This window comes from Micromonospora aurantiaca ATCC 27029 (assembly GCF_000145235.1).
GTDB classification, from domain to species: domain Bacteria; phylum Actinomycetota; class Actinomycetes; order Mycobacteriales; family Micromonosporaceae; genus Micromonospora; species Micromonospora aurantiaca.
Genome location: NC_014391.1, coordinates 2348631 through 2361986 on the forward strand (window position 1 = coordinate 2348631; position 13356 = coordinate 2361986).

General features: G+C 73.9%; 15 protein-coding genes. 4 read left to right on the plus strand and 11 right to left on the minus strand.

Features of this window, described 5'->3' with window-relative positions:
- Positions 1-68 precede the first annotated feature (68 nt).
- Positions 69-746 (minus strand): HAD family hydrolase, encoded by a 678-nt coding sequence (locus tag MICAU_RS11005; protein ID WP_013285382.1) that lies wholly within the window; start codon positions 744-746, stop codon positions 69-71.
- A gap of 9 nt (positions 747-755) precedes the next feature.
- A complete protein-coding gene (locus MICAU_RS11010) occupies positions 756-2909 on the minus strand; it encodes an ATP-binding SpoIIE family protein phosphatase (protein WP_013285383.1) in 2154 nt (717 codons plus the stop codon).
- Positions 2910-3108: 199 nt separating this feature from the next.
- On the opposite strand from MICAU_RS11010, the gene MICAU_RS11015 reads away from it, so the two are divergent.
- Positions 3109-3969 carry a mechanosensitive ion channel family protein gene (locus tag MICAU_RS11015; protein ID WP_013285384.1) on the plus strand — a complete coding sequence of 287 codons (861 nt, stop codon included), beginning with the start codon at positions 3109-3111 and terminating at the stop codon, positions 3967-3969.
- A gap of 60 nt (positions 3970-4029) precedes the next feature.
- On the opposite strand, the gene MICAU_RS11020 is transcribed toward MICAU_RS11015, so the two are convergent.
- Positions 4030-4395, minus strand: coding sequence for a DUF6401 family natural product biosynthesis protein (locus MICAU_RS11020; protein WP_030270331.1), 366 nt, complete (start codon positions 4393-4395; stop codon positions 4030-4032).
- 163 nt (positions 4396-4558) lie between these two features.
- On the opposite strand from MICAU_RS11020, the gene MICAU_RS11025 reads away from it, so the two are divergent.
- A complete protein-coding gene (locus MICAU_RS11025) occupies positions 4559-5005 on the plus strand; it encodes a hypothetical protein (RefSeq protein WP_013285386.1) in 447 nt (148 codons plus the stop codon).
- A gap of 1 nt (position 5006) precedes the next feature.
- On the opposite strand, the gene MICAU_RS11030 is transcribed toward MICAU_RS11025, so the two are convergent.
- The 5 genes from MICAU_RS11030 to MICAU_RS11050 form a co-directional block, all read right to left on the minus strand.
- A complete protein-coding gene (locus MICAU_RS11030; protein ID WP_013285387.1) occupies positions 5007-5219 on the minus strand; it encodes a hypothetical protein in 213 nt (70 codons plus the stop codon).
- A 164-nt stretch (positions 5220-5383) separates the two neighbouring features.
- Positions 5384-5647 (minus strand): hypothetical protein, encoded by a 264-nt coding sequence (locus MICAU_RS11035; protein ID WP_041798959.1) that lies wholly within the window; start codon positions 5645-5647, stop codon positions 5384-5386.
- Positions 5648-5748: 101 nt separating this feature from the next.
- Positions 5749-6210 carry an SRPBCC family protein gene (locus MICAU_RS11040; protein ID WP_013285389.1) on the minus strand — a complete coding sequence of 154 codons (462 nt, stop codon included), beginning with the start codon at positions 6208-6210 and terminating at the stop codon, positions 5749-5751.
- Positions 6211-6268: 58 nt separating this feature from the next.
- Positions 6269-6685, minus strand: a complete 417-nt coding sequence (locus MICAU_RS11045) for a DUF2795 domain-containing protein (RefSeq protein ID WP_013285390.1) — start codon at positions 6683-6685, stop codon at positions 6269-6271.
- Positions 6686-6742: 57 nt separating this feature from the next.
- Positions 6743-7765, minus strand: a complete 1023-nt coding sequence (locus MICAU_RS11050; protein WP_013285391.1) for a YihY/virulence factor BrkB family protein — start codon at positions 7763-7765, stop codon at positions 6743-6745.
- 141 nt (positions 7766-7906) lie between these two features.
- Between MICAU_RS11050 and MICAU_RS11055 the strand changes: the two genes are divergently transcribed.
- Positions 7907-8311: a ChaB family protein gene (locus MICAU_RS11055; RefSeq protein WP_013285392.1), complete on the plus strand. Its 405-nt coding sequence runs from the start codon at positions 7907-7909 to the stop codon at positions 8309-8311.
- A gap of 60 nt (positions 8312-8371) precedes the next feature.
- Here the strand turns inward: MICAU_RS11055 and MICAU_RS11060 are convergent, their stop codons facing one another.
- Complete coding sequence (locus MICAU_RS11060; protein ID WP_013285393.1) at positions 8372-9805, minus strand: aldehyde dehydrogenase family protein; 1434 nt, start codon at positions 9803-9805, stop codon at positions 8372-8374.
- 72 nt (positions 9806-9877) lie between these two features.
- Here MICAU_RS11060 and MICAU_RS11065 point away from each other — a divergent pair, with 72 nt between their 5' ends.
- Entirely contained in the window at positions 9878-11470 is a 1593-nt protein-coding gene (locus MICAU_RS11065; RefSeq protein ID WP_013285394.1) for a phytoene desaturase family protein, read from the plus strand.
- A gap of 450 nt (positions 11471-11920) precedes the next feature.
- On the opposite strand, the gene MICAU_RS11070 is transcribed toward MICAU_RS11065, so the two are convergent.
- Together MICAU_RS11070 and MICAU_RS11075 are read right to left on the minus strand one after the other, a co-directional pair.
- Positions 11921-12688 carry a polyprenol monophosphomannose synthase gene (locus tag MICAU_RS11070; RefSeq protein WP_013285395.1) on the minus strand — a complete coding sequence of 256 codons (768 nt, stop codon included), beginning with the start codon at positions 12686-12688 and terminating at the stop codon, positions 11921-11923.
- Between the two features lie 90 nt (positions 12689-12778).
- Positions 12779-13225, minus strand: a complete 447-nt coding sequence (locus tag MICAU_RS11075; protein ID WP_013285396.1) for an SRPBCC family protein — start codon at positions 13223-13225, stop codon at positions 12779-12781.
- Between the last annotated feature and the right edge of the window lie 131 nt (positions 13226-13356).

Consider the following 13356-nt stretch of genomic DNA (forward strand, 5'->3'; position numbering starts at 1 on the left):
GGTGGAGTCCAGCAGTGCCCCGAAGCGGGTCCGGTTAAGCGTGCGCGTGCCCGCCGGTCGACCGGCGGTCAGCCGAGCGTGCCGATGGCGCTGTCCGGCAGGGCGTGCAGCAGCGCCGCCGGGTCGTCGTAGACCGCCACCGCGCCCGCGCCGGCCAGCTCCGCCCGGCCGGTGCCGCCGCAGGTCAGCCCGATGCACGGGATGTCCAGCTTGCCGGCCGCTGCCACGTCCCAGACCGAGTCGCCGACGAACACCACTCGCTCGGCGGTCAGCCCCGACTGGTCCAGCGCGGCGACCAGGATGTCCGGCGCCGGCTTGCTCTCCTGCGCGTCGGCCGACGAGGTGACCGAGTCGATCACGTCGTCCGCGTCCAGCGCGGCCCGCAGCGCTGTCACCTCGTGCTCGGCGGCCGAGGTCGCCAGCACCACCCGCAGCCCGCGCTCGGCGCAGGCGCGCAGCAGTTCCCGGGCACCGGGCAGCGGCGCCAGCCGCTCCCAGTACTCCGCGTACAGCGCGTCGTGCGCGTCGCGCAGCCGGCCGTCGGCGTCCCGGTCCCGCTCGGCGCGGAGCAGGTGGTCGAGCAGCTTGTCCGAGCCCATGCCGATGGACCTGTGGATCCGCGCCATCGGCACCCGGTGGTCGGCCTGGCGCAGCGCCTCCCACCAGCTCACCGTGTGCAGGTACGTCGTGTCGACCAGGGTGCCGTCCACGTCGAACAGGACACCGCGTCGCTTGTCGTCGGCCATGTCCGGCTCCTACCCGGCCGGGGCGTCGCCGACGCGCGGCTCACCCGCCGGAATGAGGATCTCGAACCAGACCGTCGAGCCGCGTACGGTCGGGTCGGTGCCCCAGGCGTCGCTCAGCTCCTCGATCAGGCCGAGCCCGCGGCCGCGGCTGCTGAGCGTGTCGGTCTGCGCCCGGGTGACCTGACCCCGGGTGCCCGAGTCGGCAACCGACACCAGCAACCGCTCGGCGGACAGGTCGACCTCGACCCGGGCGGCGGTGCCGGCGTGCAGCAGCGCGTTGGTGGTCAGCTCGCTCGTGCACAGCACCGCCGCGCCGATCACCGCCTCCGGCACCCGCCACTCGCCGAGCTGCGCGGTCATCCAGTGCCGGACCCGGCTCGGCGCGGTCGGCTCGGCCGGCACCTCCATGCTCGCCGACCGGCTGGGGCGCACCGCGTACTCGACGGCGAGCACCGCCACGTCGTCCTCGGTGGCGCCCGGCACCGACGCGGTCGCCACCGCGCACAGCGCGCGCGGGTCGCCGCCGGCCGCCCCGGTCACCGCCGCGCCCAGCCCGGCCATCCCGGCGGCCAGGTCCTGCCAGCGCCGCTCCACCACGCCGTCGCTGTAGAGCAGCAGCGTGTCGCCGGGCCGGAACGGCACGGTGGCGGTACGCGCCCGCCCACCCAGGCCCAGCGGAGGAGCGGGCGGCACGTCGACGAACTCGGCCACCGCCGCGCCGGGTCCGGCGCGCCGGATCAGCGGCGCGGGATGACCGGCGCTGGCCAGCGTGACCAGCTCCCGGTCCGCCTCGACCACGCCGAAGACCACTGTCACGAACAGCTCCTGGGTGCCGCCCTCGACGCCGAGGCTGGCGACCAGCCGGTCCAGCCCGTCGAGCACCGCGTCCGGCCGGGAGTCGACCAGGGCGAGCGCGCGCAGCGCGGCGCGTACCTGGCCCATCCGGGCGGCGGCCTGCACGTCGTGCCCGGCCACGTCGCCCAGCACCACGCCCAGCGCGCCGGTCGGCAGCAGGAACGCGTCGTAGAAGTCGCCGCCGGCCGCGTTGCCGTCCACGCCCGGGTCGTAGCGGGCGGCGATGCGCAGCCGGGGCAGGTCCGGGAGCCGTTCCGGCAGCATGCTGCGTTGCAGCATCTGGGCGGTGCCGTGCTGGGTCTCGAAGCGGCGGGCCCGCTCGGCGGCCTGGCCGACCAGCTCCGAGGAGGCGGTCAGCAGCGCCCGTTCGGCGGGGGACCAGGAGCGCGGCGTCCGGTAGCCCACTGTCAGCGAGCCCCGGACCACCGTGGTACGCAGCGGCAGCGCCGCCAGCGCGCGGATCTTCTCGTCGTGCCGGTCCGCCGCGACGCCGCGCAGCGGCTGCCCGTCGGCGGTGAAAGAGGCCACGCCGCTGCGCGCGGTCACCACCGCGGGCAGCGGTGACTCGGCGGACATCCGGCGCCACAGCGGGGGCAGCCGCTCGTCGGCCTCGTCGAGCAGTTCGCCGCGGATGCGGCGGACCAGCCGCCACGCGCTGCCCTCGTCCACCGCGAACGACACCCGGTCGGCGTCGAAGGAGTGCAGGCAGTAGCGCAACGTCACCCGGGCCACGTCGTCGAGCGTGAGCGTGCCGGCCAGTGCCGCCGCGAAGTCGCTCAGGCTCTGCAACTGCTGGGTCAGCTGGGTGGTCTGCGCCGAGACGGTCAGCACGCCGACGATGCGGCCGGTGGAGTCGCGTACCGGGCAGTGGCCCCTGGTGAACACGGCCGGCTCGGCCGGGTCCTGCCGGTCGGCCGGCAGCACCGCCTCCCGTTGCAGGAACGGCTCGCCGTGCCGGTAGACCCGTTCCAGCGCCTCGCCGGCGCTCGGGTCGCGCCACACCTCGGCGAACGCCTCGGCCGCCGGCCGGCCCAGCGCGTCCGGGTGCCGGTCGCCGATCAGCTCGGCGTACCCGTCGTTGTAGAAGACCACCAGGTCGTCGCCGAGGAGCAGGGCCATCGGTACGGGGGAGGCGAGTACCACGTCCGTCACGGCGCGTACCGCGGGATCCCAGGTGTGCGGAGCGCCCAGCGACGTGCCGGCCCACGGGTGGGCGGTCCCGGCCGCCTGCCCGCCGACGACGGGATCGGTGGGCGCTCCCGGTGCGGGGGCGGACGGTGTGGGAACCCGACCGACGGTGCCTGGCATGACCGCAGCCTAACCGGAGCGTGGCCGGGTGGTTCCGATCATGCGTCCGTGGCGGGTGCGGGTGCCGGGCGGCGCGGATGTTCGGGCAGGTCAGACCGGTTCGGCAGGGCATGTCGGGAAATTGCCCCGGTCCGGCTCGGCGTGCTGCCCAGGTCACCGGGTATGCGGGCGGCGCAGTTCACGCGACAGGAGGGACATCATGCCGAAAACCCTCGCGGTCGGACAGGTCGACATCAGTGCGGCCTGGACCGACTTCTGGAGGTCGGTGCTGCTCTTCGTACCGCGGGCGATCGCGTTCATCGCGATCCTCGTCGTGGGTTGGCTCATCGCCCGAGCCGTCCTCAAAATCGTGGACGCGGCACTGGAACGGGTGGGATTCGACCGCGCCGTCGAACGCGGCGGCGTCAAACGGGCCCTGGAACGCACCAAGTACGACGCCAGCGACATCCTGGCCAAACTGGCCTACTACGCGGTCCTGCTGTTCACCCTGCAGTTCGCCTTCGGGGTGTGGGGACCGAACGCGATCAGCGACCTGATCCGCGGGGTGGTGTCCTGGCTGCCGCGGGCCTTCGTGGCGATCGTGATCGTGGTGATCGCCGCCGCCATCGCCAACGCCGTCCGGGACCTGGTCTCCGGCGCGCTGGGTGGGCTCTCGTACGGCCGGGTGCTGGCCGACGTGACGGCGATCTTCATCCTGGCGCTCGGCATCATCGCCGCGCTGAACCAGGTGGGCATCGCCACCACGGTGACCACACCGGTGCTCGTGGCGTTCCTCGCCACCGTGGCCGGCATCCTGATCGTCGGTGTCGGTGGTGGTCTGGTCAAGCCGATGCAGGACCGCTGGGACGGCTGGCTGCACCGGGCCGCCGAGGAGTCCCGGGCGATCCGGCAGCAGCGGCAGGCGCAGCAGGCCGGCCGCGGCGACTACGAGCGGCGGATGGCCGACCGGGGCGGGCAACCGGCACCGGCGGCGCCGCAGTCGTCCATGTCGGGCGCGGGCACGTACCGCTCCGGCGAGGCAGGGGACGAGACACAGCAGTTCCGCCGGCCGAACGGCTGACGGCAACGGGTGACGGGGTGTCCGCGGGGCGATCGCGGGCGCCCCGTAGCCGTGTCCGGGTCAGGCCAGGTGGCGCGGGTCCAGCCCGCGGGCCAGCAGGCACACCGCGAGCAGGCGGGTGAGCGTCCAGTCCGGCTCGGACCAGTCCACCGGCTCGGCCGGCGGCGTCCAGCCGTACTCGGCCGCCGCGTCGCGCAGCCCTTCGACGTACCCGGCGAGCGCCGCCACCGTCAGTGGCCGGCGGTCGCCGTCGAGGCTGTCGCGTACCCCGGCGGCGTGCTGGTCGACCTCGGCGAGCAGCCCGGGGTTCGCGTGGGCCGCGGCGAGGCCGGCGGTGCCGACGGTGGCGGTCAGCGAGGTGAGGGTCGTCCGCGCGGCCACGGCCGCGGAGCGGCGGGTCGCGACCCGGTTGTTCGGCACGCGCATGGTGTCCGAGGCTAACGCCGCCCGCCGCGGGCCGGCCTCGGCCGAGCGGGGGATGCCCGGGTCGTCCGGGGGAGCGGTCTCGTCGTCCGGCGGGATTGAGTCGCCCGTGCGGGGGCAGAAGTCCGGTACGCAGACCACGCGACCGGGGTCACGGAGGGACACGATGGGACAGCGGGCCGACGGACCGGACCGGGCACACCGGCGCCCGGAGGGAGTGAGTGACGCCACGGTCGAGGCGCTGGGCAAGCTCAGCGAGGCCCTGGAGTGCGTCGAGCGGGCCCGCGGCCACCTGTACGAGCTGCACCAGCTCATCGGCCACGCCGACCTGATGCTCGACGACGCGGTGGAGATGTTCCGCGCCGCCGGTCACCCGGCGCTCGCCGAGCGGATCGACAGGGAACTGCTCGGCCGCAACGTCATCGCCGGGCGGTGGACGTTCCAGATCGTCGAGGACTTCGACGACGGGTACTACGCGCTCTTCCGGGAGCTGGACCGGCAGGCCCGCGACGAGCTGGTCGAGGGCCGGCGGCACCTCTACGAGGCGGAGATGAAGGAGCGCCGCCGCAGCCGGGGGATGCCGGGGCACGAGGCGCGCCCCGGCACGCGCTGACTCAGTCGGAGGAGCGGGCGTCGGCCGGGCGGCGGCGGGCGCCGTCGTCGGCGATGATCACGGTCGCGACCATCAGCGCCACCACCAGGCTGAACAGCCAGGAGCTGTCCTCGGTGAACCGGGCGGAGACCGGAGCCTGGAGCGCGGCGAGCAGGAAGCCCAGCCACGCGAGCTTGCGCTGACGGTTGGAGAGGAAACCGGAGCCCTGTTGCATCCCGAAAGTCTTGCGCGCATCAGGGGGAGTGCCGTCAGCCGTTCGGCCGATTCTAGATGGGCTGTCCGTTTTCCCGGCCGTCCGTACCGCACTTTTTGTCGTTTCGGCCGAGCATGAATCCGGCGGCTGCGGGCATCGGCACGGGTGCCGCAGCCGCCGGCGGATCACATGCTGTCGGGGCCGGTCCGCCCGATCGTCGACGGCCGGTAGGCCCGGTCCGCATCGGTCATCTCACGCCGCTCGGCCTCCAGGCCGGCGCCCCGGTCGACCGCCTCCGGGCCGTGCCCGAACGCGGCCTCCTCGCCGGCGTCGTTGGCGGTGACGTCGTCGCCCTGGCCGTCCGTGGCCGACCGGGCGATGGCCTGGTCCAGCTCGTGCAGGGGAGTGCGGTCCTCGTCGCGCCACACGTGGCGGTCGTTGTCGGTCATTCCCCTGCGGTACCCGGACCGGATGATCGCAAACGGCCGGACACGGCGATGGCCGCCGGCACCGCCGGCGGCCATCGAAACTCGGGTACGGGGGAGGTGGCTCAGGGGGTGGGGCGGTCGACAGCGCCGCGCCAGGCGCCGGTCTCCTGACCGCGCCGCTCGATGAACTGCTTGAACCGCTCCAGGTCGCCCTTGGCGCGCCGGTCGACCACGCCCAGCTTGTCGCCGGCCTGCTCGACCACGCCGTGCGGCTCGAACTCCATCTGGAGCGTGACCCGGGTGTGCCCCTCGTCGAGGCGGTGGAAGGTCACCACGCCCGCCTGCTGGGTGCCCCCGGTGGAGCGCCAGGCCACCCGCTCGTCCGGCAGCTGCTCGGTGATCTCGGCGTCGAACTCGCGCTTCACGCCCGCGATCTCGACGGTCCAGTGGGTCATCGTGTCGGAGAGCTGCCGCACCTCCTGCACGCCGTCCATGAAGTGCGGGAACTCCTCGAACTGGGTCCACTGGTCGTACGCGGTCCGGATCGGGACGTCCACGTCCACGTGCTCGGTAACGCCACTCATGTCGGGGTTCCTCCTCTTCCGCCGGTGTGTGTCTCGTACGGGCCGTGGGCCGGCCCGCTCACCAGCGCGTCGTCTCGTTCCTGTGCCCGAGTGCGGCCCACACCTCGGAGATCGTCTGGTAGTGGGCCCCCGCGGGCAGGGTCTCCAGGGCGGCGACGATGTCCGTCGGCGCCTCGTTCTCCCGCGCGTTTGCCAGCAGCGCCTCCCGGTCACCGGGCAGGGCGGTCATGGTGATGAACCGTCCCAGCCGGCTGCGCGCCTCGACGTCCTCGGAGCTCATGCCCTGCGGCGTGCCGCTGCGCAGCTCCCCGGCGGGCGCCGTGGTGGCCTCCGGCTGGTCCTCGCCGGCCGGCTCGGGGATCCGGAACTCCTCGGCCCGCGAACCGCCGGTCCCGGTGCTCTGGACGAGACCGCTGACCTCGCTGCTCATCTGGTCGTCGACCCTGGGCGAGTGCTTGCTGCTGCCACGTTCCATGCCTTGGGAGATGCCCCGGGGGATCGCCGGTAAACCGGCGCGGGCCGGGAGAGCCGGTCATCCGGGCGGCAACCGGTCGGCCGTCTTCTCCCCGTCCGCCTTCTCGTCGTCGGCCGGGGAGCGCGGCGGCAGCACCGGGTCGTCCGGCTCCTCGACCCCCGCCTGCATCGCCCGCCCGCGTTGCAGCTCGGCGTTCACCTGCACGCCGAGCATCAGCGCGCAGTTGGACAGGTAGAGCCACACCAGGAACGCGATGACCGCGCCGAGACTGCCGTACGTGACGTCGTACGAGCCGAAGTTCGCCACGTACAGGCCGAAGCCGAAGGAGGCGAGCACCCAGGCCGCGAGCGCCAGCGCGCCGCCCGGGGTGAGCCAGCGGAACCGCGGCTGGCGGACGTTCGGCGCGATCCAGAACAGCAGCGACAGCAGCGTCATCGCGACCACGGCGAGCAGCGGCCACTTCGCCACCGACCATGTCGTGCGGGCCACCGCCCCGGCGTGCAGCAGGTCACCCACCGCGTCGGTGACCGGGCCGCTGACGATCAGCCCGGTGGCCACCACCGCCAGCAGCACGATCGTCACCGCGGCCATGCCGATCTGCAACGGGCGCAGCCGGTAGAACGGCCGTCCCTCCCGTACCCCGTAGATCGCGTTGGAGGCGCGGGTGAACGCGCCGATGAACCCGGACGCGGACCAGAGGGCGCCGAGCAGACCGAAGCTGAGCAGCACCTTCGCCGAGCCCTGCTGCTCGACCACGTTGCGCACCACGCCCACGAACGCGTCGTTGCCGACCACCGAGCCGGCGCCGATCTCCCGGGCCAGGTCGATCACGGTGTCGACGGTGCGCGGGCCGTCGGAGACCAGGCCGACCAGCGCGACCACCACGATCGTGGACGGGAACAGGGCCAGCACGCCGTAGTAGGTGAGCGCCGCGGCCCAGTCCGCGCAGTTGTCGGTGACGAAGCCCTTGCCGCTGCGTACCAGCACACCGCGCCAGGTGCGCCAGTTGAGCTGGCGGATCCGGCGGGGGAGACGGGACCGCGTCCGGCCGTCGACCGTCTGTGGTGTCGTCACGGTCATGTCCGCCTCCTCCAGGCCCCGCCACCGGGCGTGGCCGGGCGGTACCCCCGGGGGGAAATCGACAAACCGGGTGCCGGTTTGCCCGCCGGGCGGGAGGGAACCACACCAGACACCCGATCGAGACTCCAGAAGGAGGACGAGATGCCCGGGCGCGAGGTACTGCCCAGCACGCTGCGGCGCTCCCCGGCGAAGGCGCAGCGGACCTGGGAGAAGACACACGACTCGGCGGTCGAGACGTACGGCGAGGGGGAGCGGGCGCACCGCACCGCCTTCGCCGCGGTCAAGCACGAGTTCGAGAAGGTGGGCGACCACTGGGAGCCCAAGGGCCGCAAGGGGCCCAGCGACAAGCAGGCCGAAGGCGGCGGCCCGGCCCGGCGCGCGCCGACGGCCGGCGGGGTGGACGCCAACGCCACCAAGGACCACCTCATGGAGGTGGCGAAGAAACTGGACGTGCGTGGCCGGTCCCGGATGACCAAGCCGGAACTGGTCACGGCGATCGAGAAGGCCAACAACAACGCGACCCGCAAGGCCCGCGGGGGTCGCTGACCCCTGGGGGTACGCGTCGAGCCCGGGACCGAGGCGGTCCCGGGCTCGCTCTGTGCCGTCTCACCAGTGGCCGCCGCCCGGCGCCTCCAGGTGCACCGCCTTGACGGTGCTGAACTCGTCCAGCAGCTCCGGGCCGTACCCGAAGCCCTGGCCACTGCCCCGGCGCGGCTGGGCCGCGCCACCCGGCGCCCCGCCGAACACCGAATTGATCTTCACGGTGCCGACCGGCAGTTCCCGCCAGGCGCGCTGGGCGTGGCTCATCGAGCCGGTCAGCACTGTGGCGGCCAGCCCGTACGGGGAGTCGGCCGCGCACCGCAGCCCCTCGCTGAACGAGTCGACCACCACCACCGGGGCTACCGGCCCGAACGTCTCCTCCCGGACCAGCGCCATGTCGTGGCGGCAGCCCTCGACCACGGTGGCCGGGTAGAACGCGCCCGGTCCGTCCGGCAGCACGCCGCCGGCGCGTACCCGGGCACCGTCGGCGAGCGCGGCGGTCACCTGCCCGTGCACGTGGTCCCGGTGCCGCCGGTCCACGAGCGGCGCGAGCTGTGTGCCCGGGTCACGGCCGGGGCCCACTGTGAGCGCCTCGGCGCGCGCCACGAGCGCGTCCAGGAAGCCCTCGGCGACGTCGCGGTGCACGTAGATCCGCTCCACCGCCACGCAGATCTGACCGGCGTTGGCGAAGCAGCCGAGCGCCGCCTGTTCGGCCGCCCAAATCGGGTCGACGTCCGCGTCCACCACGAGCGGATCGCTGCCGCCGTTCTCCAGCAGCACCTTCGCCCCGGTACGCGCGCCCGCGGCGGCGATCACCCGGCCGGTCGCAGTGGAACCGACGTGCGCGATGACGTCCAGCTCCTGCCCGGCCAGCGCGGCACCCACCTCGCCGCCGCCGGTGATCAGCGACAGCACCCCGGCCGGCAACGCCGAGTCCAGCGCGCGGGCGAGCAGCCAGCCGGTGGCAGGGGTCCGCTCGCTCGGCTTGTAGACCACCACGTTGCCGGTGACCAGCGCCGCGCCGAGCAGGCCGCAGGACACCGCCACCGGGTCGTTCCACGGGGTGATCGCGGCGACCACGCCGCGCGGCTCGGGAGCCATGAAGTCCAGCGCGCCGTGCGCGCCGTGCAGCGTCCGGCCGCCCCGTAGCGGGGCCAGTTCGGCGTACTGTCGCAGCGTGCCGACGCCCGCCGCCACCCCGCCCCGCGCGTCGTCGAGCGGCTTGCCCATCTCCGCCGTGGTCGCCTCGGCCAACTCGTCGGCCGCCGCCTCGACGGCGTCCGCCGCCCGGTGCAGCGCCGCGGCCCGGTCCGCGGGTGCGGTCGCGGCCCACTCCGCCGCCACGCCCCGGGCCGCCTCCACCGCCTTGGCCACCTCGTCGGCCGTCGCGACGGGCGTCCGCGTCACCGGCGACCCGTCCGCCGGATCGTGGACGACCAGCTCGCCGCCCTCGCCGCCGGCGCCCCACACTCCACCAATGAGCTGCGCAACCGTGTACATGCGGCCGTGCTTGCCCCGGCATGGGCTGGGCAAACGCGTTTCGCCCGGTGACCGGCCGGGTAGGCGGATCGGATGACCTCCACCGCAGACGCCGTCGTCATCGGGGCCGGGCACAACGGGCTGGTGGCCGCGAACCTGCTGGTGGACGCCGGCTGGGACGTCGAGGTCCTGGAGGCCACCGAGGCGCCCGGCGGGGCCGTCCGCTCCGCGTACGTGACCGCGCCCGGTTACCTCAGCGACCTCTACAGCTCCTTCTATCCGCTCGGCTACGCCTCCCCGGTGCTCGACGGGCTGGGCCTGGAACGGCACGGCCTGTCCTGGACGCACGCGCCGGACGTGCTGGCGCACCTGCTACCGGACGGCCGGGCCGCAGTGGTCAACCGCGACCTGGACGCCACCGCCGCCTCGCTGGAGGCGTTCGCGCCCGGCGACGGGGAGCGCTGGCGGCACGCGTACGCCGACTGGTGCCAGGTCTCCGAGCCGATGTTGCAGACGATCACCACCCCGTTCCCGCCGGTACGCGGCGGGCTGGGCCTGCTGCGGCAGCTCCGGGTCGGCGGCGCGCTCCGGCTCGCCCGCCGCCTCGTGCTCCCGGTCCGCAAGCTCGGCGCGGAGCTGTTCGAGGGCGAGGGCGGCACTGTGCTGCTGGCCGGATGCGCCCTGCACACCGACCTGTCCCCGGAGGAGGCCGGCTCCGGCGTGTACGGCTGGCTGCTCGCCATGCTCGGCCAGCAGGTGGGCTGGCCGGTGCCGGTGGGCGGCGCCCAGAAGATCACCGACGCGCTGGTGGCGCGGCTGGTCGAGCGGGGCGGGCGGATCACGTACGGCGCCCGGGTCGAGCGGGTGCTCACCGCCCGGGGCCGGGCGATGGGCGTACGCACCGCCGGCGGCACCGACTGGCGGGCCCGGCGCGCCGTGCTCGCCGACGTACCAGCGCCTGCGCTCTTCCTCGACCTGGTCGGCGCGGCGGCGCTGCCGCCCCGGATGGTCGAGGACCTGGCGCACTTCAAGTGGGACGGCTCCACGCTCAAGGTCGACTGGGCGCTGTCCGCGCCGGTGCCGTGGAAGAACCGCGACCTGGCCGGCGCCGGCACCGTGCACCTGGGCGCCGACCTCGACGGCCTCACCACGTACGCGGCCGAGCTGGCCCGCGGCGAGCTGCCACGGGATCCGTTCCTGCTGGTGGGGCAGATGTCGGTAGCCGACCCGAGCCACTCACCGCCCGGCACCGAGTCGCTCTGGTCCTACACCCACCTGCCGTTCCGCCGGAACTGGCGGGCCGAGGAGGTGGCGGGGCACGTGGAGCGGATGGAGGAGGTGCTGGAGGCGGCGGCGCCGGGTTTCCGGGCGTCGATCGTCGGGCGCCACGTGGCCGGCCCGGCCGACCTGGAGGCCGCCGAGCCGAGCCTGGTCGGGGGAGCGCTGGGCGGCGGCACTGCCGCGGCGTACCAGCAGTTGTTCCTGCGGCCGATCCCCGGGCTGGGCCGGGCCGACACCCCGGTCGACCGGCTCTACCTGGCCAGCGCCTCCGCCCACCCGGGCGGCGGCGTCCACGGCGCGCCGGGGGCGAACGCGGCGCGGGCCGCGCTGGCCCGCGACCGGGCCGTCACCGGCGCGGTGTACGCCCGGACGATCGCCGCCGCCCACCGCACCGTCTACCGCTGACCCGACCGCGCCTCCACCCGGATGCAGCCATAGATCTTGGTACGAAAGTGCCCCTGTGGGGGCCGTTTCCTACCAAGATCTGCGAGCTGTTCGCGACGAGGCGCTCAAGCGGTGTCGGCTGACCGCCGCCTGCGCCGACGGCTGACCGCCGCCGCGCAATCGACGGCTGACGACCGTTCACGGTGCGTCACGCTGAGTATTCGGCGCTGCCCCGGCGGTATCAACGCACCACCGCCTTTGCTCTGCACCCGCATACGCATCGGTCACGCAGCGTGTCCGCAGCGGGCGCCCGGCGAAACGGTGTCCCGGACAGCGTCCCTGCTCAGGGCGGTGCTGCGCCGATGGCTGCAGAGCAAAGGGGTCGACGAGGAAAGTGGCGGGACGACCGCGCCCTCACGCGCGGTGACAATGACGCAGCGTGAGGGCGCGGTGGAGGTGCGGTAGAGCGGGTCAGGAGTCGAGGTTGCGGTGCCGGCTGCGCAGCTTGAACGGCATCAGCGCGCTCTCGATCTTCGTGGCGGTGGTCATCTTCGAGTCGCCGTCGCGGCGCTCCTCGAAGCGGATCGGCACCTCCAGGATCGTGTGGCCCAGCTTGGTGGCGAGGTAGTGCATCTCCACCTGGAAGCTGTAGCCGTTGGACTGCACCCGGTCCAGCCCGATCGCGCGCAGCGCATCCGCCCGCCAGATCTTGAAGCCGGCGGTCAGGTCTCGGATGCGTACCCGCAGCAGCGTGTGCACGTACAGGTTCGCCCAGCCGCTGAGCGCGCGCCGGTACAGCGGCCAGTTCTCGTCCAGCTCACCGCCGGGCACGTAGCGCGAGCCGATGACCACCGAAGCCTGGGTGGACAGCAGCGCGCCGAGCATGCCGGGCAGCGCCTCCGGCGGGTGCGACAGGTCGGCGTCCATCTGCGCGACGAAGTCCGCGCCGTCGTCGAGCGCCCGGCCGATGCCGTCCACGTACGCCCGGCCGAGACCCTCCTTGCCCGGGCGGTGCAGCACCGTCACCCGGTCCGGGTGCTCGATGGCCAGCTTGTCGGCGACCTCGCCGGTACCGTCCGGGGAGTTGTCGTCGGCGACCAGCACCTTCAGCCCCGGCAGCGGCAGCGCGAGGAGGCGCTCGACCAGCACCGGGAGGTTGCCCGCCTCGTTGTAGGTCGGAACGACGACGGTCAGGCGCGCATCCCCCCACGGGGAGGGTAACTGCACGGGTTCGATCATCACGGACATCCTCGGTCAGCCGACAGGTTCACCTGAGAGGGTAGCCAGTCCCTTGCGCGGCAGCCGCACAGACGCCCCGCCACCGATCGATCACCGCTCCGGCTTCTGCCTCGTCGCGATGTCGGACAGCCGGGCCAGCGTCTCCCGGTTGCGAAGATGCAGCACCAGGTCGTTGAGCTTGGTCCGGACCCACCGCAGCGGTCCGGCGGCGAAGTCCTCGCCGATCGTCACCCGGGTCCTGCCGTCGTCCAGCGGCTCCAGGGCGAACGCCACGATCGCCTCCCCGGCCGGCCACAGCCCGGCGCGCAGCACCAGCCGGTGCGGCGACTGGCACTCCAGCACCGTCGACTTGTCCTGGAGCGAGAACGGCCACGGCCCGGCCCGGTGGTGCAGCCGGCTGCCGACGCGCGGCCACGTGTCGTCCACGTCCCGCACGTGCGCGGTGCCCACCACCCAGTCGCTGTACGTCCACCCGTCCGCGAGCACCTCGAAGACCTGCTCCGGGGGCGCGTCGATCACCTTCTCCACAACCGCCATCACCGAGCGGTACCCCGGCGTGGGCCGTCGCTAACGGCGATCCGGGTTAGCTTCTCCGGGGCGGCGGGTATCGCCGGACCGGGCCGGTCGTGGCAGGCGTGCACCCGGCTGTGCGGCACCGGCGGGGCGGC